The following is a 21,116-nucleotide window of genomic DNA, read 5'->3' on the forward strand; positions in this document are numbered from 1 at the left end:
AGCCATTTAAATTGGGCATTTTTGTTTTCAGAGCCCGTTTCTAATTGCCATAACGTCGCCATAATCATGCCCTAAAAACTGACCACAAAACTTAGTTAAGAATTAATCAAAAAACTTTGTTATACTCCGCCGCCGCTGATCCATTAGCGAACTTTAAAACCCATGTTAAAATGACATGCTAAGTCGTTTTGGTACTAGCACGATGAACTATACTCAGGCAGGTTGAAAACTAATATTTTTAGTTAACTAGCCACTGAACTGTTGAATGACGTGATAATGATAGGAACAAGATACCAATGAAATTTGAATCTTTTAGCTTCGCCCCAGAAATATTAAGTGCGATCGCTGATTGCGGGTATAAAACTATGACACCCGTTCAACAACAAGCTATTCCAGCAATTCGTCGTGGCCAAGATGTACTTGCCAGCGCCCAAACCGGTACTGGTAAAACAGCCGCATTTGCATTACCTATGCTGCAAAAAATGGTTGAAAACCCACGTGAGTTACAGCATTCAAATACCCGCGCGTTAATCTTAACCCCGACGCGCGAGCTAGCTGCTCAGGTTGCTGACAATATTGCTGATTACAGTAAGAACATCAACATGGAAGTACTGACCATTTATGGCGGCGTAAAGCTGACTAGCCAAGCGCAAAAGCTTAAACGTGGTGCTGACATTATTGTAGCAACCCCAGGGCGTTTACTTGAGCATTTAAACGCATGTAACTTAAGCCTTTCAAATGTTGAGTTTTTAGTCCTTGATGAAGCTGACCGTATGCTGGATATGGGCTTTAGCACCGACATTCAAAAAATTCTTCAAGCCGTGAATAAGCAGCGTCAAAACTTATTATTCTCAGCCACCTTCTCAACCTCAGTTAAGAAGCTTGCTAACGAAATGCTTGAAAAGCCAGTGGTCATTACTGCTGACAAACAAAACACCACCGCAGATACCGTAAGCCAAGTGGTTTATCCCGTTGAGCAGCGCCGTAAGCGTGAATTACTATCTGAATTGATTGGCACTAAAAACTGGCAACAGGTGTTAGTCTTCACTGCAACCCGTGATGCTGCAGATAAGCTAGTGAAAGAACTTAACCTTGATGGTATTCCGTCAGCTGTGGTTCATGGCGAAAAAGCCCAGGGCAGTCGACGCCGTGCATTACGTGAATTTGTTGAAGGTAAAGTACGTGTGCTAGTTGCAACCGAAGTTGCCGCTCGTGGATTGGATATTCAAGATTTAGGCTATGTTGTTAACTATGACTTACCATTTCTTGCTGAAGATTATGTGCACCGTATCGGCCGCACCGGACGTGCAGGTAAATCAGGTACCGCAATTTCATTTGTGAGCCGCGAAGAAGAGCGCACCTTACATGATATTGAAAAATTAATCGGTCAACCAATTCGCCGAATTACTGCGCCAGGTTATGAAGTTGGCAGCCGTGAATTACTGTTAAAGCAAATTCAAAAGCGTCGTAGCTTTGCGAAGAAACAACAACGTGCTGATAGCGCGGGTGAGCAAGTTGTCGGTGAGCGTAACATGCAAGGTCGCCGCGTAACGGTAGGTAAATCAACCAGTACCGTTAAGTACAAAAAACTGAAGTAATCATCCCTTTATTATTTCAATATTAAGGCGCTATTAGCGCCTTTTTTTATGCCTAAAAACCAATAAGTAACTCATTATTCGCTTTAAGTAAGTTCGATGAAATAAAAACTGTGGTGATCAGGTCTAATCATTGTCGCCGTAACAGCGAATATTATAACCAGTATAACTCGGCGATAAGAAGTGCCAATTAGGGCGCTCACTAAGATCATCACTTTAATTGAATATGGATTTCAGCATGTTAAAAAAACTTATATTAGTCGTCGCAATGGCCTTATTTAGCTTACCTTCAATGGCTAAACCTATTGCTAGCGATGAATACCACGTCATGCCATTAATGAATGGACAACAAATCCCGAACCTTGACCTTAAAGATGTTGCCGGCAATAAGGTTAACCTACTAGCATTAACCGCAGCTAAGCCCACTATCTTCTTTTTCTATCGTGGCGGTTGGTGCCCATTTTGTAATGTTCAAATGGGCCAACTTAAAGCTATTGAGCCTAAATTAATTGAAATGGGTTTTCAGTTAGTGGGGATTTCACCTGACTCACCCGCTAAACTTAAAGCCTCAATGAATGACAATAAACTGGATTACCTATTGCTATCAGATGAAAATATGACCGCATCCCAAGCATTTGGTATTGCCTTTTATACCAGTGAAAAAGTCACTAGTATGTACCGCGCCAAGCTCAGTGTTGAAAATACTCTTTGGACCACACCTGCAGGTGAGCAGCGCTTAGTCTTACCAGTGCCTGCAGTTTATCTGGCAGATAAAACCGGCTTGGTACACTTTCAATACATAAATCCAAATTATAAAGTGCGCCCCGCACCTGAGCTTATCTTAACCGCGGCTAAATTACTGCAAGGGCAATAATTTGCAGCAGCAATAACTCGCCTTTGCTACAATAGCCTCGCCGCACTTCCCATTTTTCTGCGGCGGAGTTATTTATGCAAAATACAACACAAGCACCAACATACAACCAAGCGATTTTGGCCCTAGCTGAAGCAGGGATTAAAGCCTTGCAAGAGTCTGCATTAAAGCAAAAAGCCAAGCGAACCCCAGCCCAAGAAAGTCATTTTCTGTGTGCATGGATGGTGGAGTCATTACGGGATAAGCGCTTTCCTAAAATGGTTGCAGATGATCTCAATAGCTGGATCCGTATGGCTCGCAGCCAAGGCGCTGGCGCCATGTTACCGCAGCTACTGCAACGTATCGCAACTCAATACCAACAAGTGCTCACCACCACCTTATCTGAAAAAGGCGCAATCGATGCGCTTATCGAGCATTTAGATAGCAACGAATGGTTTGTTATTACTGATACTGCGTTTTCAGACTCAGGTGCCAAAAAGCTCAAACTGGCGGGTAATGGTCAATCGAGTATGGTGATTTGTGAACATCAGCTGTCGCACTATTTTGATGTAGATAGACTCATTAAGCCTTTAGCTATCTATGTGCGTGGTGATGAGCAATATTTTGCCGAGCAAGCGCTCAATAAAGGGCTATTGGTTAGCCAAGGTAATAAAAAAACCAGTCTTATCAAACATCATAAAACCTATTTGGTATACCCAAACAACCAGTTATCAGAGTTATGTTTATTAGTAGAGTCGCTGGCTTAACTCGCTAATTAACTGCTGTAACGAAAAGCGCTAACTTAATGTCGGCGCTTTTTTTTGTTTCTGGTTGGGTTTCTTAAAGAATTTTAAGATGATGTTTAGCCAAACATTTTAGAAAAGATTTTTAGAAACGGCTTTAGAATGGGTTAAGGCTATAGCCTTGCTCCGCCAAAATAGCATGGGCCGTCATTGCTGATAACGCCATTTCAACTCCAGGCAATAATGCTTGATTACTAAGGTTGTAATACGCTGCGCTTTGACCACAAATATAGACCTTCACCCCATATTCAGTTAATTGCTGTACCAAGGCTTTATTGGCATTTTCGATGGGCGCAGCTAAGCCGTGTTGCTGGCGATAATAGCCATCATCAGCTAAGTCCCCAACGGCGCTGCCATGTACGACCATAGCTAAATTAATATCTTTAGATTTAACCCCTGCAGCCTCATGCATATTAATAAATCTAGCAAGGGTATTTAAACTGCGATTAACCTCACCAACCTTAGCCGCTTTGCTCATATCAAAAGCGATATTAAATTGCATGCCTTTTGGCAAGGCCAGTTGGCTGTCAATTGTCGCGATTTCGCCATAGCCTTTTATCACAGTTCCAGCTTTAAAGGCCTCTTTTCCTGCCATAGCAGCACTAGAGGTTACCAATAGTAAGCTAACCATCAGCAATTTGAGACTTGATATTTTGTGCATCTTTTATCCTTATTGATTGCATTATGACAAAGCTATCTTGAAACGCTGCATTTAGCTATAATAGCCCTCAAATTTTTACCCCTGTAAATAAATTGCTCAGGGGTATCAATCTCAAAAGCTGCGTAATCAAGTATCAATGCTTAACCGCCAGCTTATCTTAGTCGTATGTGTTGCTTAGCAAGCTAATGTTAAGCCGCCAAACTCAGGAGTTTCCATGGCTCGCCAAGTCATTTATACCTTTAAAGGTAAAACCAAAACAATCGCATTCAGTTACGATATACATCATGACCTATACGAAGCTGCGGCTGAAGCTGAAGGTATTGATTTAACCAACTTCTTGGCTATGGAACAGCAAATTGCAATGACCTCTAAAAAAGGGGCTAAAGCAGAAAAAGATTACCGTAAAACCGAGTTTGCCCGTTTCGGTTTTAGTAGCATCAAATTTGTTCGTGATGATGACGAGCAAAGCTAACAGTCAAAAACTAACCGCTAAGAGTTAAGAGTTAAGCGCATTTGTATTAGTGGCATCACCAATTATTAGTGACAACAACAATAAAAGGATTTACATGATAAATTCAGACCACGCTAATTTCCCTAGAGCCAGCTTTATCCGCCGCTGTGGCGCCATAATATATGACTCATTATTGGCTGTAGCCGTATATATGGTTGCCGGTGCCATTGGTTTTGGCCTGTTTGTCGGCCTTACCAGCAGCGGCGTTATTTCAATGGATGGTTACGAGCACATTGCAGATGCACTGCATCAAACCCCACTGTATAAAGGTATTTATCAGTTATGGGTCGTACTTTGTGTCGTCGCTTTTTATGCCTTATTTTGGAGCCGCGGCGGTCAAACATTAGGGATGAGAGCATGGCGCTTAAAAGTGCAGCACCCTAATGGACAAAACTTAAGTTTTGTTACTGCGCTTGCCCGCGTGGTGTGGTCACTGGCTGGTATTGGTAACTTATTTATTCTTATCAATCCTGATAAACAGGCCCTACAAGATAAAATGACCCAATCAGAAGTCGTAGTACTGTCGGTTGAAGCGAACCAAATGCGCAATTGGCGCGGCGCTTAAACTAGCGGCACAAACTAATGCCATAAACTAGTGCCATAAACTAGTGCCATAAACTAATACCATCAAAGAACACGCCGTAATCCTATGGGTTACGGCGTTTTTTATTGGCGCTGTAGAACATCAAGCCGCTAACATGGCGCAGCGATTTGGGCTAAGGCTCAAACTAAAAGCAGAACTAGAGGTAGAGGTAGAGGTAGAGGTAGAGGTAGAGGTAGAGGTAGAGGTAGAGGTAGAGGTAGAGGTAGAGTACAGCAATAAAACCCTGGTTGATGTGGTCAAGTAAATATAAAAAAATCCCAACAACTAACGTCATTGGGATATTTATTATTGCAGACTTGCCAGAAGCAAGCGCCCTATCAGGCAAAGGCTATTTTCTGATGAAATATAACGCGCCAATACTAAAGAGTAGTGGTGGCATACCTGCACCTATATAGGCGGGTAAGCCATAAACAATACTCATAGGGCCAAATATCTCACTACAAATATAAAAGCTAAAGCCAGCGACCACGCCAAGCAAGACTCTTGCGCCCATTGTCACGGTTCTTAAGGGGCCAAATACAAATGACAGTGCCACTAAAATCATCACTGCTACAGTAATTGGCTGCATAATTTTACGCCACAAAGCCAGCTCATAACGACTCGGATCTTGCTGATTAGCTTCAAGGTAATCTAAATAACCCACTAGACCTTGAATGCTTAACGCTTCAGGTTTTACTGACACCACACTTAATTTATCAGGGGTTAAGGTAGAGTTCCAAATTCGCTCTTCTTGGTATTCGAAGCTAATCTTGTTATCAGTAACTATGGTATTTTTAACATCAAATAAGCGCCATACATCATTAGAAAATTTAGCGCTTTGAGCCTGAGTCATGGTGGTTAACTCTAACTGATCATTAAACTTATAAAAGGTCACTTTATTTAAGGTGTTTATGGTTTCAACTTCACCAATATTGACAAATAAGTCACCGTCTCTTGCCCACACGCCTCGATGAGATTTGATCAGGCTACCACCAGAAACTTTGGTTGCTTGTAGCTCTTTGGCCGTTCTTTCTGCAACAGGTGCACCCCACTCGCCTAAGGCCATTACAATGATCATCAATGGTATGGCAGTTTTCATCGCTGAAATCGTAATTTGCAACCGAGACATACCGGACGCCTGCATTACTACTAATTCAGAGTTCGATGCCAACATTCCCATACCAATCAGCGCCCCAAGTAATACTGCAATGGGGAAAAACAACTCAATATCACGGGGGATTAAGTAAATAACATAGATAATCGCATCAAACATAGTGTAAGCACCGCGGCCAACTACACGTAGCTGATCAACCCACTTAATGATGCCCGACAAGCCAGTTAAAATAAGTAAACATAACGCCGATGTGCCAATAATCACTCGGGCAATATAGAGATCGAGTATCTTCATACTGCCACCTTCTTACGTTTAAGTAATTGCAGTAACTTAGCACCACTTGGACGCTCTTTACCCAGTAAGAGTATACCGATAATAAATGCTGAGCCATGGATCCACCACATGCCTAATACTTGTGGGATGACTTCATCCTCAAGCGCTTTACGGCCGGCAACCATTAAGCCGAAATAGCCTAAATAAAGTAAAATCGCTGGGAACATTTTGGCAAACTTACCTTGCCTTACATTCACCCGAGCCAGTGGCACTGCAATTAAGGTCATGAGTGGAATCGCTAAAGGCAGCGCTAAACGCCAATGGAATTCTGCTGCTGCTTCAGGGCCTGGCGTAGCAAGTAACTGATCAACCGGTAAAGCTGAAAGCTTACGACGACGTTCATCCACTTCTTGCTCTTTAATTTCCATCTTATAACCACCAAACTCAATCATTTGATAGTCAAGATTATTCGGGCTACCTTGATAACGGGTACCATTATCAAGTTGTAATTGCTGGCTACCAAACTTATCTTCCACTACGCGGCCATTTTCTGAAACCACAATATTAGTTAAGCCTTTTTCGTCTTCAGGATCAGGTAACTGAGCCACAAACACTTTTTGTAATTCGTTAGATTTAGTGATTTTTTCAACAAACAACACAGCTCGGCCATTAGGGCTAGCTTGAAAGCGGCCTTGGGTAATTGCTGCTAAACCGGCTTCTGACTGTGCCTGTTCTAGCACTTGATTTTGTCTTTCTTCCGCCCATGGACCTACATAAACCGATAAAATACCAGTAAACACTAAATTTGCTACCGCCAAAAGCAAGGTCACACGGGTGACATACCACTCACTGATCCCGACGCCATGAAGCACCACCATTTCATTTTCGGCATACATTCGCCCATGGGCGAGCAATATCCCTAAGAAAAAGCTCAGCGGCAACACCAAAACGGTTAATTGCGGTAAATTTAGCCCCAATAACGTCAGCACTAAAGACGCAGGGAAATCACCATCAGAGGCATCTCCCAGTACTCGCACAAATTGCTGGCTAATAAAAATAGTTAACAGCACCAAAAGTATCGCAAATTGGGCTTTTAAAACTTCAACGATCAAGTATCTAAATACAATCACAGGTAGGATCCACAGTCTAAAACTTGTCTTTTTGCTGGTATCAGAGTAACTTCACTATTAAATGTCTGCTTTTAGCAGTTATTGATAGTTTTCTGACCAGCGCGTGAGCTTCTTTAAGTGTAATTCATTTAGCTGATATAGCAGAAAATTACCAAGGATTTATTTCCTTAAAGGTTTGTAAATATGGCCTAACAGGCCGAATTAAAACATTATCTAATAAATATAAAAATTTGTCTTTAATAATCTAGGAGTGCTCATGGAGTTTAGCGTAAAGAGCGGCAGCCCCGAGAAACAACGTTCAGCTTGTATCGTTGTCGGTGTATACGAACCACGTCGTTTGTCAGGTATCGCAGAGCAGTTGGATAAAATCAGTGAAGGTTACATCAGTAACTTGCTTCGACGCGGTGATTTAGAAGGCAAACCTGGACAGATGTTATTATTGCATCATGTTCCCAATGTGCTCAGTGAGCGTGTTTTGTTAGTCGGTTGTGGCAAAGAGCGTGAACTTGATGAGCGCCAATACAAACAAATTATCACAAAGACTATCAATACCTTAAATGAAACGGGTTCAATGGAAGCAGTTTGCTTCTTAACTGAATTACACGTTAAAGGCCGCGATACTTATTGGAAAGTACGCCAAGCAGTTGAAACCACTTATAACAGTTTATATAGCTTTGATGCTCTGAAAACCCGTAAAGGCGAAACCCGTCGTCCGTTACGTAAAATGGTATTCAATGTCCCGACTCGTCGCGAGTTAACTCTTGGTGAACGCGCTATCGACCATGGAATGGCAGTATCATCAGGTATGCACTTATGCCGTGATGTTGCCAACATGCCGCCAAACATTTGTAACCCTGCATACTTAGCCTCTCAAGCACGTCAAATTGCTGAAGTTCATGACAGCCTTACGGTTTCAACTGTGGGCGAAGAGCAAATGGCAAAACTCGGTATGCATTCATACCTTGCTGTAGGGCGTGCTAGTGCCAATGAATCTATCATGACAGTAATGGAATATAAGGGCGCAGTTGATGAGACTCAAAAGCCAATCGTCCTTGTTGGTAAAGGCCTTACCTTCGATTCTGGTGGTATTTCATTAAAGCCGGGCGAGGCCATGGATGAGATGAAATACGACATGGGCGGCGCTGCCGGTGTTATTGGCGCCATGAAAGCCTTATGTGAAATGAAGCTGCCAATTAACGTTATCGGTATACTTGCAGGTTGTGAAAACATGGTTGCGGGTAATGCTTATCGCCCTGGTGACATCTTAACCACTATGTCAGGTCAAACTGTTGAAGTGCTTAATACTGATGCCGAAGGCCGCTTAGTATTATGTGACGTGCTGACTTATGTTGAGCGTTTTGACCCAGAATTAGTGATTGATACTGCCACATTAACTGGTGCTTGTGTCATTGCTCTGGGCAAACATGCTTCAGGTTTATTCTCATCTCATAATCCACTTGCCCATGAAATACTCAATGCCGGTGAGCAATCAGGTGATCGCGCATGGCGCATGCCGATTTGGGATGAGTATCAAGAAATGCTTGAAAGCCCGTTTGCTGATATGACTAACCTAGGTGGTCGTCCAGCAGGGTCAATCACTGCAGCTTGTTTCTTAGCGCGCTTTGCTAAAAAATATAACTGGGCACATCTTGATGTTGCCGGTACAGCTTGGAACAGTGGCGCTAATAAAGGCTCTACAGGTCGTCCAGTACCAATATTAAGCCAGTTCTTATTGAACCGCGCAGGAGTTGAGCAAGGCGAGTAATTGACTTTTGTTGCAAATAGTTTGTTGCTAATAGTTTACTGTAAATAACAGGCAGTAACCTAATAAAAGGCGAAGTAGTTACTTCGCCTTTTTTATCCCTCTTGTTCGAAGGTTTACATATTTTAAAACCGCAAAAACAGCTCCCTTTGAGTAGCAAGCAAACCGATAAGCCTGACAAATAAATGCGAACACAAGGATTGCTAAAATTTCAGCAGATTTCTATTCAATTAAGCAAAATTAACTCTCCTGCACCCTAGCCCCAATCGATGCTTTTAGTGTAAAATTCGCCTTTACTTCATCAAAATTTAAAATAATGTCAAAGACTCTGTTTTACTTAATGCCAGCAATCAATACCCAAGCCAGTGCGCTTGAAAGCGTATACCTTGCAGCATGTCAGATTGCAGAACGGCATTATCGCCAGCAGCAGCTTGTTTATATTCACTGTCAGAATAAGCAACAAGCCTATGCCATTGATGAATTATTATGGCAATTTGAGCCAACAGCATTTGTTCCCCACAATTTAAAAGGGGAAGGACCGATAACAGGTTCACCTGTCGAGATTGGTTTTGATAAATTAGGCGCCAATAAAAGTCGCCAATTACTGATAAACCTTGCAGACCAAGTGCCAGCATTTGCGGTTAACTTTCCGCATATTATCGATTTTGTTGCTAATGATGATGCGCTTAAACAGATTGCCCGTATTCGCTACCGTGAATACAAGCAATTGGGCATTGAGCTTACTACCACTGAGTTCACTGGCGTTTAAGTCAGTTGATTCGTTAACAATACCAACTATTAATTTAGATTGAGAAAACAAAAATCCCATGGAAAAAACATATAATCCGCAGTCAATTGAGCAATCTCTATACCAAAATTGGGAAGAGCAAGGCTACTTCAAACCACATGGCGATGAGTCAAAAGGTAACTATTGCATCATGATCCCGCCACCAAATGTGACGGGTAGTTTGCACATGGGTCATGCATTCCAAGACACCATCATGGATACGTTGACTCGCTACCAGCGCATGAAGGGCAAAAACACCCTTTGGCAAGTGGGTACCGATCACGCAGGCATTGCAACCCAAATGCTGGTTGAGCGTAAAGTCTTTGCAGAAGAAGGTTTAGGTCGTCACGACCTAGGCCGTGATAACTTTATCGAGCGCATCTGGGATTGGAAAAATGAATCAGGTGGCACCATCACCAAACAGCTACGTCGTTTAGGCGCTTCTGTTGATTGGGATCGTGAACGTTTCACAATGGACGAAGGTATGTCTGAAGCCGTACAAGAAGTATTTGTACGCTTATATGATGACGAGTTGATTTATCGTGGTAAACGCTTAGTCAACTGGGATCCAAAACTGCACACTGCTATTTCAGATCTCGAAGTAGAAAACAAAGAAAAGCAAGGTAGCATGTGGCATTTCCGCTACCCGTTAGCTGATGGCGCATTGACAGCCGACGGTAAAGACTACTTAGAAGTGGCCACCACGCGTCCAGAAACCATGTTAGGTGACAGCGCCGTTGCGGTTCATCCAGATGATGAGCGTTATCAATCACTTATTGGTAAGTTCATTCTTCTGCCAATCGTTAACCGTCGTATTCCTGTTGTGGCAGATGACTATGTTGACATGGAGTTTGGTACCGGCTGTGTGAAAATCACTCCAGCTCATGACTTTAACGATTATGAAGTCGGTAAGCGTCACGCCCTACCTATGTTCAACATCTTAACCATCAATGCTGACATTCGTAGCGCTGCAGAAGTGGTAAATACTGATGGCACCGCAAACACCGAATTAGATAACAGCTTACCTGAGCGTTATGCCGGTCTTGAGCGCTTTGCTGCACGTAAAGCCATTGTTGAAGAGTTCGACACCTTAGGTTTATTAGGCAAAATTGATCCTCACGGATTAAAAGTGCCATACGGCGACCGCTCTGGCGTGGTTATTGAGCCACTACTTACCGACCAATGGTATGTGTCAGTTGCGCCTATGGCTAAAACAGCCATGGAAGCGGTTGATAACGGCGACATCAAGTTTGTGCCACAGCAATACGAGAACATGTACAACTCTTGGATGCGCGACATTCAAGATTGGTGTATCTCACGTCAACTTTGGTGGGGACATCGTATCCCAGCTTGGTATGACGAAAGTGGCAAAGTCTATGTGGGTCGTGACGAAACTGAAGTTCGCACTAAACATAAGCTAGATGACTCGGTTGTTTTACGTCAAGATAACGATGTATTAGATACCTGGTTCAGCTCAGCGTTATGGACATTCTCAACACTTGGCTGGCCAAAAAATACTGAAGAATTGAAAGCTTTCCACCCAACTGACGTGTTGGTCACTGGTTTTGATATTATCTTCTTCTGGGTGGCGCGCATGATCATGATGACCATGCATTTCATCAAAGATGAAAACGGCAAGCCGCAAGTGCCTTTCAAAACGGTATATGTCACTGGACTTATCCGTGATGAAGCCGGTAATAAGATGTCCAAATCTAAAGGTAACGTATTAGATCCTTTAGACATGATTGACGGTATCGATCTTGAATCACTTGTTGAAAAACGTACCGGCAATATGATGCAGCCCAAAATGGCCGCTAAAATTGAAAAAAGCACTCGTAAAGAATTCAGTGAAGGTATTGAAGCACATGGCACCGATGCACTGCGCTTTACTTTAGCTTCAATGGCATCAACCGGTCGTGACATTAACTGGGACATGAAACGCCTTGATGGTTACCGCAGCTTCTGTAACAAGATCTGGAACGCATCACGTTACGTGTTGATGAACACTGAAGTGCAAACTGAAGATGCAGCAGACGATGCTATCGGCGAAGCATTAGATTGCGGCCAAATCTTGGTTGATGGCAAGCCAGGAGCAATGGAATTGTCGCTAGCTGATCGCTGGATTATCGGTCTGTTTAACGAAACCGTTAAAACCTACGATGAGCACATGGCCAATTACCGTTTCGACTTAGCGGCTAATACTATTTATGAGTTCACCTGGAACCAATTCTGTGACTGGTACCTAGAGCTCACTAAGCCGGTAATGCAAAACGGCACCGATGCACAACTGCGTGGCACACGTCATACGCTGGTTAATGTACTTGAGCAAATGCAGCGCCTAATGCACCCAATGATGCCTTACCTCACTGAAACTATCTGGCAGCGCGTTAAGCCGCTAGCAGGTGTTGAAGGTGATACCTTAATGATTGCGCAATTCCCTGAGTATGACGCAACTAAGGTAGACGCGCAGGCAATGGAAGATCTTGAGTGGGTTAAGCAAGTCATTACTGCTGTGCGTAACATTCGCGCTGAACTAAACATTGCCCCATCTAAGCCACTTAACGCCCTACTTCGCGGCGTGAGTGAGCAAGATAAGGCACGTTTAGAGGCTAATCAAACTTTCTTCAAGACACTAGCTAAGCTTGAGTCTATGACAATTCTTGCTGATGGTGAAACTGCCCCAATGTCGACTACCCAACTTGTCGGTGACATGGAGCTATTAATCCCAATGGCAGGGTTGATTGATGTGGCTAAAGAAGTAGCCCGTATCGACAAGCTACTTGAAAAAGCAGCTGGCGAGTTCAAGCGCATTGAAGGCAAGTTATCTAACCAAGGCTTTGTGGCTAAAGCCCCTGCCGCCGTGATTGAAAAAGAACGTGCTAAGCAAGCTGAATATCAACGTGATATGGATAAGCTTGCAGAGCAAAAAGCAGAACTTGCTAAGCTAGAAGGCTAAGTAACAAAGCTTGGTTTATTTGCCATCTCGCTAAATAAACCCAAACTAAAAAGGCTATCAAGGTATTTGATAGCCTTTTTTAATGGCTAAAATTAACCCAAGCGATGAAAAGTATGATTGTTGAGCAGTTACAATAGATTGTAAAAACTTATCTCCATTAAGTTAATTACAACGCCACTGGCGGCTTATTCAGGCAAATAATACCTAAAAAAATGGTCAAAATGGCTTAGATACTGTATAAGCTTCGCCTCTAGATATTTTTCATCCATTTTAAGAGTCTTGAAGCTTTAGCTTATAATCACTTATCAACCTTAAGTTAGCTTCAAATGCCTTGGTTTACCACCTTGGTTCAAATACTCGACATTTAAAACGATAGGCAGGCACAACACATGTCAGATAAATTCTTTTTCAAAGGCCGTCAAACGCCAAAACCTGCCTATGGCGAAAGTGGTTACAACACCAAACGCCAAGCTAAACCTGGCACTGCAGCGCTTCCTTTACAGTTATCAGTTCAAACTGATAAGCGTAAGCTTGAAGTTGAAGCATTAGTTGCAGAGAGCAAACTAGTCGCAACTATTACTGTTAACAGTGACGTCGCTGAAGATATATTTGAACTTCTGGGTATTTTAAACAAGCCAACGGCAGTCACCGCAGAAGCCAAAATTAACCGTAATGACCCTTGTACTTGTGGTAGCGGTAAGAAATATAAAAAGTGCTGTGGCTAAGTCCTTTAAGTGACATCAGATTAATTAAAGCGAGCGATTAGCTCGCTTTTTTGTATAAAAAATCCCCCTCCGAAACGCAATTATCACATTCCTGCTCAGTAACTTTGGTAAATTTGGTTAATTTAGGTAAAGTGTCTGCTGACCTATTGTTAATAATAATAATCATAAGGGTGATTTATGAGTGAAAGTTCACACTCAGGCAACGACCTAAGAGAAGTGAAACAGCTGGGCATGTGGGCATCTATTGCCAGCTTAAGTTATATATTTTGGATTGTCGGCGGCATGGAGCTGGTGGAACGTATTGCCTACTATGGGGTAAAAGCCAGTGCCGGTTTATATGCTAAAACACCAACCTCGGAAGGCGGGCTGGGTATTAGCCTTAGTGATTACGGTGTCATTATTGCCATTTGGGCATTTATGCAAACCTTCATTCCAGTATTTACTGGCGGCATATCTGATCGCGTAGGCTACAAAGAAACCATCTTTGCCTCAACAGTAATCAAGATCATGGGTTACTTGGTGATGGCGATGTTTCCAAGCTTTTATGGCTTCTTGATTGGTGCAATATTATTGGCCGCAGGGACAGGGATCTTTAAACCCGGTATTCAAGGCACCTTAGTGCTTTCAACCGGACGGCAAAACACCTCAATGGCGTGGGGCATATTCTATCAAGTGGTCAATATTGGTGGCTTCCTTGGGCCTTTAGTGGCTGTACATATGCGTCAGTTATCATGGGATAATGTGTTTTACGCTTGTGCTGCCATCATCTCTTTTAACTTCCTATTTTTACTAGCTTATAAAGAACCAGGTAAAGAAGAGCGACTTGAGCGGGCCCGCAAAGTCAAATCAGGCGAAATTAAACAAGAAGCATTATGGCGTGATGCGCTTCATGAGCTTAAAAAGCCCGTTGTTATCTATTACATGTTGGTATTTGCTGGTTTCTGGTTCTTATTTAATGCCTTATTTGATGTATTACCTATTCATATTGCTGAATGGGTTGATACCAGCGTGATTGTCACCTCTCTATTTGGCCCTGAAGGCACCTCTAACGGCTTTTTCCAGTTTTGGTTAGGCCTAGATAATACTGGTACTAAGGTGATGCCTGAAGGCATGCTCAACCTCAATGCTGGTATGATCATGACCAGTTGTTTCTTGGTTGCTGCACTTACCGCTAAGTATCGTATTACCACTGCCATGTTAGGTGGTTGTTTACTGAGTATTTTGGCATTCGTGCTCATTGGCGCAACCAATGCTGCATGGATGATTGTACTGGCTATTGCAATGTTCTCATTCGGCGAAATGATGATTAGCCCGAAGAAAAATGAGTTTATGGGCAATATTGCCCCTGAAGGTAAAAAAGCCATGTACTTAGGCTTTGTGATGTTACCTCAAGGGATAGGCTGGACTCTGGAAGGCTACTTTGGGCCTAAACTGTATGAGATGTATGCCTCAAAAGAGATTTTCTCACTGCAGCTTCTTGCAGAGCGTGGCATGAGTCAAACAGATGTTGATGCAATCCCCCAAGGCGAAGCATTTTCAACCTTAGTGACTTATACCGGTGAGCCTGCACAGCAGCTAACAACGCTGCTGTATAACACCCACAGTATCGGCAATGCTTGGTATATTATTGCTGCAGTTGGAACCATTTCCGCTGTAGGGATTTACCTTTACGGCAAGTGGTTGTTTAAGTTACAACAAAGCTAAAGTAAATTTAAGCCCCAAAAAAAGCTGACAACGCTTACCTTAGCCGTGTCAGCTTTTTTATATCGGTAATATTTTTATGCCGCTTTCAACGTCGCCGAAACTGACGCAACTTCAGCCTTGCTAGCAACGAAACGAGGTTTCCCTACCGGTAAAATAACCCGACCAAACTCAGCATTAAGCACTTGTGCCATAGCAAAGTAAATGGCGCTTAAGCCACATAAGATACCTTCAAAACCTGCAATAGTGCCTATTAGCTCGCTGCCAGTGAAATCTCGCGCCGCTAATAAGAAGAATAAAATAGTTAGCAAGCCAAAGACAATTTGCTTGGCTAACGGGTAACACATAGAGCCAATAAACATAAAGCCAGTAAACATGCCCCAAAGCGCTAAGTACCACCCCATAAAATTAGCAGGGCTTGCTGCAAGACCCATTTTAGGCATCACTAAAAGACCCACTAAGGTTAACCAAAATAATCCATAAGACGTAAATGCTGTGGTACCGAAAGTGTCGCCACGTTTGAAGCACATGATGCCGACAATCACTTGGCCAATGCCGCCGTAACAAATACCCATTGCTAGGATCATTGAATCAATTGGGAAAAAACCCGCATTATGGATGTTGAGCAAAATGGTGGTCATACCGAATCCCATTAAACCAAGTGGTGCTGGGTTTGCATATGAATGTGTTTGCGGTGTCGACATTGAGTTCCCCTACAGGAAGTGATCAATTAAAAAGAGTAGTGACGATGATGTCGCCACACTAGATTAACTTTGGTTAATCTTAGCGACGCGCATAATAGAGTAACCGCTGGGGGCGATCAAACTGGCACTCAAGCCCTATGAGGGATAGACGCACTAAATAATGACATTAATTAGTGTTATTTTTCAGTTTGTTAATTTATAAAACGACTTAAAGCGCAGTGCTAACCCCTTAACGACTCTCTAGATCTCAAATATGGTCGATAACTGCTGTTACTCACAAAAAACATGCCTTAGCCCAAGCTTGATAGCAAACTAAAGCTGGCTTGCAGGTTCAAAAATTGCACTGACTCACAAAAATGAATAATAACGCCATTGGGATCAATAAAAGGGTTAATGCAAACACTGAGGATAAAAAAAGGGAGCCCGAAGGCTCCCAGTGGTTTATTTGCTATGAGAAGCAGGGGATCTCATAGCTGATGAAACATCTATTATTGCTAACTAGTGTGCCCCTCCAGCATGCATTATATCAATACCGTAAGTCTTACCTTCAGCATGACAAGTTGCACAAGATTCAACGGGTAGATTAGCTGTTGAAGATGGCTCGCCCTCAACTATCGCACCATTACTCTTGAAGTGAGCCATTGCTGAGGCACTTGAGTGAGCGTGACAAGTACGACATGCTTCAGCGGTTGGGCTAATGAACATTGTTGCACCAGCATCTACTGCAATTGCGCGTTTACCTGAAGTAAGACCACCATCTGCTGCGAATAAACTCACATCATCTTTATGACAAGCTGCACATTCGGTAGCCACTGCTGGGTAACCTTGTGTTTCCATATCAGAATTTAAGTGTATTGCAGGGAAGCCACGGTTATCATCCCAAAGACCTGAATGGAAACGGTGAGCGACAGTGAATAAGTCACGGTTGCTATAGGTTAAGCCTTCAATTGTTTCAAATACTGGGTCGCCATTTTCATCAACTGCATCTGTTTTATATTCAACAGTCGCATGATAAGAACCACCCCAAGTGTCGTTATGACAACCTACACATTGGTCGAAACGTTCGTTACCGTAATGCTTAGCGATACCTAATGAAGTATGACAAGTATTACATTTAGCTTCATCAGCGGTTACCCGTGCAGGGTCGCTAAAGCGAGATATCGTTGCGCCGCTACCATCAGCATTGGCGAGATTCCAGTAAGCTGGCGCCATAGTGACTGCAACATAACCAACATCATATTGCGCTTCGCCGCTTGAATCTAAACACTCAATGAGCATACCTTCTGAATCGGCACATACTGAGAAGCGTGGCGTTACAGAAATACTCTTTCCGTCTAGATTAAACTCACCTAATTGAGTCACCATTAACTGGCCAGCGGATGCAACGACACCATTTAGATTAACCGAAGCACTGCCGTAGTAAGTACCATCAGTGTCTACCCAACCGGTTTTCATTTCATCGTATTTAGTAAAGTTAGTGAACTCGAAACCATCTTCAACGGCAACACCATCAATAGTGACATCAAATGTAATCACCATTTCATCCATGTCAACTGTTGCGCTTTCAGTGTAACTCACACTATTTAAAGCAATTTCAATTGAATCAGTGGCAATCGCTCTCGCTGCAACATTATGTGCTTGCATTGGGCTTAAGCTACCTGCGCCATGACAACCAGAACAGGCTGCATCACTTTCAGGTACGATACCTAGGTGGTTTTCACCAGTGGCTAAATCTACATCGGTATGACATGACACACATGCTTCTGCGTAAACATTATCATTCCATTGCATACCGTTATCATGACATGCGGTACATTGATTTATTTCTGATGGGAAGCCAATTTCGCCAAACATATCTGCAGCTTCACCTTCTAGATCGTCAATATGATGACCAGCGTGTAATGTGTGAATCATTGCATTCCAATTAGCGTTAAAGCCTTTTTCTGGATCGTCTTCACCGCCAGCATAAGCTGGGTTATGACAGGCTACACAATTTTCAACTTTTTGATAATTATGGTGGGCACCAATGTTAGCTATGCGGATATCGGTAGCTTCATACCCATCCATTTGAGTATGACACTTAATACAAGAGGCGTTAGACACTGAATCTTTTTCAGATACCGCTAGCTCACCCGTTGCAGGAATAAAGTCAACCGGAGTAGAAAGCAATTTATCTGCAATGCCTTCACCAGTGCTGTCTACAACATCATAGCTACGCACCATAACGCGATGTAAGTTATTGGCATCACCATCTGCAAGTACAACCGGTGCATTGCCTTCATGTTCCCAAGTACCTGTGTAAGTGCCTGGGTTTGCTTCATCTTCAACTAAGGTACAAGCTTCAACTTCTGCGCCGCCGCGGGCTTCTGCCATACCTGTTGGCGTACAATACATACTTGAACCAAATTCATTGGTTAGGGTATGGCTTTCCCACAATAGTGGCGCGCCAGTATCAGTGGTATTGGCCGCTTGATTCATCACATAAAGCGCTACTTTGTCTAAGCCACTAAAGGGCACATCTTCGCCTTTAGCTGTTTTGCCTGTTACCGTAAATTTGATAGCAAAATCATCACCTCCTACTACCACGATATCTGCAGGGGCTAAGCTCAACACAAAATCAGCAGCAGATGCTACTGTATCAACAACACTTCCCGCTGGTGCTCCTGGTGTACCTGGCGCGCCGGGTTCTCCTGGGGCACCATCTTTACCATCATCTCCATCACTACAACCCGCTAGTCCAATAGCAGCGATTAACGCTGCTGCTAGAATCGACCTTTTATATGTTCTCATTATCGGATCCCCTATATAGGTATTTAAATCTGCTTTAGCAGTAACTTTAATATAAAAGATACCCCTTTAGATGTATCAAAAGAGTTTCATATATGTGACTGAAATTTAAAGATTTAGATCTTGCAATTTTACAAATCGAAGTTGGCAATTTCGATATATGAAATTTGTATAGGTTATTGAGTTTTATACTGATAATGATTGTTATTAACGAAACAGATTTGCGCTAAAAGAATGGTGGAAACAAGCATAAAAAATGCACAGTTCAAGGTGAATGACTCGACAGCCATAGCGCTTCTCTAGCCCATTAAAATGATATTCAGCGGCAGATCCCCCAGCACAGGGAAATGGCTAAATAGCACATAAGTGATTTAGGCAGCGATTAACTTAAGCACTGAATTAATAATAATCTTTCTGCTGTCATCACAATAGCGACGGTATGAGGAGGTTCTTTCAATAAGGTGGTATTGCGGCGCGGCGCCATGGCCAAGCAATTTTTCTCTTTCGGTTTCCGGTAAGCTTTCAACACGTAGTGCATTAAAGTGATTTAACACTGCAGCTTCTGATGTGGCTATAAAGCTGAAACTTCGCATGGTCAACAAGTGACAAAACCACTCTTCAATGGAACTAACTCGACTGATATTAAGCGGCTCAATCCCTGATTGACGGCAGTAAATTTGGAAGAAATCTAATTTATCATTAAACCCCTTGGTATCGAGCAGCAAAAAAGGATAGTTAGCTATGTCATCTAAACTTATAGCATCATAGCCCCAAATAGGATGATTCGTTCTAGCCACAATCGAAGTGGAATCACTGTGACCGAGGCTTTCAGATAATAAATCGCTGGCGCTGGCTGGGCCAAGGTTAATCCCTAAATCAATGTCACCTTGGTGGATCAACTCTTCAGAATGCTCATTCCATATATGCATTCTGACTTTACCTAACTTATCCATTATGTCGTCGCTGCCAAGCGCCATTGAAAGTGAAGTCATAATGATGGGAGTTACCGCAATATTGAGCACGGTTGATGAATTAGTACAGTTACCTTCATGTACGATGCGTTCAATATTTGAGGCTGACTCGCAAAAACTACATATGGGCTGATAAAGGTGCTCTGCTAGCGCGGTAGGTCTTAACCCTTGTTGACGTCGATAAAATAACTCATCATCAAAGGTTAACCGTAACGCCGTTAAACAACGGCTTATTTTAGGAGCTGAAACGTTTAATTCTTTCGCTGCAAGGTTAGCAAAGCCTGTTTCATAAATAGTTTTAAAGACCAACAAACAGAACACGTCTAATTCGCTGATTTTCTTAAGCGCTTTGAAATCCATGCAATTACCTAGTAATAACCTTGTTAATATTAGGCTTAATCTAACATAATTGTAACAAGTAAAACTTGATCAAGCCCAACCTTATAGAATTAATTTAAGTTTTTTTAAGGTTTTATAAGATTTACTTAAGATTGATTTCAGTTTGAGTGAGCGAGCGAAACTCCCCGACTAACAATTGCTTATCCAAGTTAATATTGCCCACCGACTCACGATGTAAACCAATCACCGGATTCCTGAAGCGGCCAAACATACGCTTAATTTGATGGTACTTACCCTCTTGTAACGTCACCCGTGCTTGATACTCTGAGATGATTTCAAGTTGCGCCGGTAAAGTGGTGATATCTTCAAAACCAAAATACATCCCTTGATTAAAAGCGCTGATATATGAGTCATCAATGGGATTTTCTAACGTCACCAAATACTGTTTGTTTACTTTGGTTTCAGGCGACATCAAAGCTTGCGACCATTGGCTATCATTGGTAATTAACAGTAAGCCAGTAGAATTTAAATCAAGCCTACCAGCAATATGCATCATTTCAATATTGACGCCAGTTAATAGCGACAAGGCCGTGGGATGAATATCATCTTTTGTCGCGCTCACCACACCCACAGGCTTGTGTAACATATAGTATTGTTTTTGCTGGTTCTGAATAAAGTCACCATCAAGCATAATAGCGGTAAACTCATTAATTTGATGGTCCATCTCTTTACAAGTCTCACCATCAACATTGACCCGCCCAGCCAGTAAAATTAGCCTTACCGCCTTTTTAGGTAGCTGTAATTTTTTAGCTAAAAACTGATCTAAACGACTTCGTTTACTTTGCATTTATAAGCTCAATTTAA

General features: G+C 42.5%; 17 protein-coding genes. 10 read left to right on the plus strand and 7 right to left on the minus strand.

The genetic code is table 11. The features are described 5' to 3' along the window. The first annotated feature begins 296 nt into the window (after nt 1-296). The 3 genes from Q4557_RS02575 (at nt 297) to Q4557_RS02585 (ending at nt 3,212) form a co-directional block, all read left to right on the plus strand. A complete protein-coding gene (locus Q4557_RS02575) occupies nt 297-1,598 on the plus strand; it encodes a DEAD/DEAH box helicase (RefSeq protein WP_076541129.1) in 1,302 nt (433 codons plus the stop codon). A 235-nt stretch (nt 1,599-1,833) separates the two neighbouring features. Beyond that, nucleotides 1,834-2,469, plus strand: coding sequence for a peroxiredoxin-like family protein (locus tag Q4557_RS02580; RefSeq protein ID WP_102438788.1), 636 nt, complete (start codon nt 1,834-1,836; stop codon nt 2,467-2,469). Nucleotides 2,470-2,543: 74 nt separating this feature from the next. Further along, nucleotides 2,544-3,212, plus strand: coding sequence for a DUF2913 family protein (locus Q4557_RS02585; protein WP_102438790.1), 669 nt, complete (start codon nt 2,544-2,546; stop codon nt 3,210-3,212). 133 nt (nt 3,213-3,345) lie between these two features. Here Q4557_RS02585 and Q4557_RS02590 read toward each other — a convergent pair whose 3' ends face one another. Next, entirely contained in the window at nt 3,346-3,909 is a 564-nt protein-coding gene (locus Q4557_RS02590) for a DsrE family protein (protein WP_102438792.1), read from the minus strand. Nucleotides 3,910-4,123: 214 nt separating this feature from the next. Here Q4557_RS02590 and Q4557_RS02595 point away from each other — a divergent pair, with 214 nt between their 5' ends. Both Q4557_RS02595 and Q4557_RS02600 read left to right on the plus strand, forming a co-directional pair. Beyond that, nucleotides 4,124-4,381, plus strand: coding sequence for a DUF2960 domain-containing protein (locus Q4557_RS02595; RefSeq protein ID WP_102438794.1), 258 nt, complete (start codon nt 4,124-4,126; stop codon nt 4,379-4,381). Nucleotides 4,382-4,475: 94 nt separating this feature from the next. Beyond that, a complete protein-coding gene (locus Q4557_RS02600; RefSeq protein ID WP_102438796.1) occupies nt 4,476-4,985 on the plus strand; it encodes an RDD family protein in 510 nt (169 codons plus the stop codon). A 367-nt stretch (nt 4,986-5,352) separates the two neighbouring features. Here the strand turns inward: Q4557_RS02600 and lptG are convergent, their stop codons facing one another. Next, a complete protein-coding gene (gene lptG / locus Q4557_RS02605; RefSeq protein WP_102438797.1) occupies nt 5,353-6,411 on the minus strand; it encodes an LPS export ABC transporter permease LptG in 1,059 nt (352 codons plus the stop codon). After that, nucleotides 6,408-7,520: an LPS export ABC transporter permease LptF gene (lptF, locus tag Q4557_RS02610; RefSeq protein ID WP_102438799.1), complete on the minus strand. Its 1,113-nt coding sequence runs from the start codon at nt 7,518-7,520 to the stop codon at nt 6,408-6,410. Before lptF ends, lptG begins: the two co-directional genes overlap by 4 nt. A gap of 256 nt (nt 7,521-7,776) precedes the next feature. Between lptF and pepA the strand changes: the two genes are divergently transcribed. The 5 genes from pepA to Q4557_RS02635 all read left to right on the plus strand — a co-directional run bounded on the left by pepA (nt 7,777) and on the right by Q4557_RS02635 (nt 15,454). After that, the gene (gene pepA, locus Q4557_RS02615) at nt 7,777-9,285 is read left to right on the plus strand and encodes a leucyl aminopeptidase (RefSeq protein WP_102438801.1); all 1,509 of its coding nucleotides are present in this window, start codon (nt 7,777-7,779) and stop codon (nt 9,283-9,285) included. Between the two features lie 313 nt (nt 9,286-9,598). Then, nucleotides 9,599-10,051, plus strand: a complete 453-nt coding sequence (locus tag Q4557_RS02620; protein WP_102438803.1) for a DNA polymerase III subunit chi — start codon at nt 9,599-9,601, stop codon at nt 10,049-10,051. A gap of 58 nt (nt 10,052-10,109) precedes the next feature. Further along, nucleotides 10,110-13,025 carry a valine--tRNA ligase gene (locus Q4557_RS02625; protein WP_102475554.1) on the plus strand — a complete coding sequence of 972 codons (2,916 nt, stop codon included), beginning with the start codon at nt 10,110-10,112 and terminating at the stop codon, nt 13,023-13,025. 389 nt (nt 13,026-13,414) lie between these two features. After that, complete coding sequence (locus Q4557_RS02630) at nt 13,415-13,750, plus strand: PBPRA1643 family SWIM/SEC-C metal-binding motif protein (RefSeq protein WP_102438807.1); 336 nt, start codon at nt 13,415-13,417, stop codon at nt 13,748-13,750. A 177-nt stretch (nt 13,751-13,927) separates the two neighbouring features. Beyond that, nucleotides 13,928-15,454, plus strand: coding sequence for an MFS transporter (locus tag Q4557_RS02635; RefSeq protein WP_102438809.1), 1,527 nt, complete (start codon nt 13,928-13,930; stop codon nt 15,452-15,454). 74 nt (nt 15,455-15,528) lie between these two features. Here the strand turns inward: Q4557_RS02635 and Q4557_RS02640 are convergent, their stop codons facing one another. From Q4557_RS02640 to Q4557_RS02655, 4 genes are all read right to left on the minus strand, one after another. Beyond that, on the minus strand, nt 15,529-16,155 hold the full coding sequence (locus Q4557_RS02640; RefSeq protein ID WP_303410487.1) for an acetate uptake transporter: 627 nt from the start codon (nt 16,153-16,155) through the stop codon (nt 15,529-15,531). Between the two features lie 498 nt (nt 16,156-16,653). Beyond that, nucleotides 16,654-18,945 carry an OmcA/MtrC family decaheme c-type cytochrome gene (locus tag Q4557_RS02645; RefSeq protein WP_303410489.1) on the minus strand — a complete coding sequence of 764 codons (2,292 nt, stop codon included), beginning with the start codon at nt 18,943-18,945 and terminating at the stop codon, nt 16,654-16,656. 368 nt (nt 18,946-19,313) lie between these two features. Then, nucleotides 19,314-20,273, minus strand: coding sequence for a LysR family transcriptional regulator (locus Q4557_RS02650; protein WP_102438815.1), 960 nt, complete (start codon nt 20,271-20,273; stop codon nt 19,314-19,316). Between the two features lie 121 nt (nt 20,274-20,394). After that, entirely contained in the window at nt 20,395-21,099 is a 705-nt protein-coding gene (locus tag Q4557_RS02655; RefSeq protein ID WP_102438817.1) for a 16S rRNA pseudouridine(516) synthase, read from the minus strand. Nucleotides 21,100-21,116 lie beyond the last annotated feature (17 nt).

The sequence above is a fragment of the Shewanella sp. 5_MG-2023 genome, from assembly GCF_030547465.1.
Classification (GTDB): domain Bacteria; phylum Pseudomonadota; class Gammaproteobacteria; order Enterobacterales; family Shewanellaceae; genus Shewanella.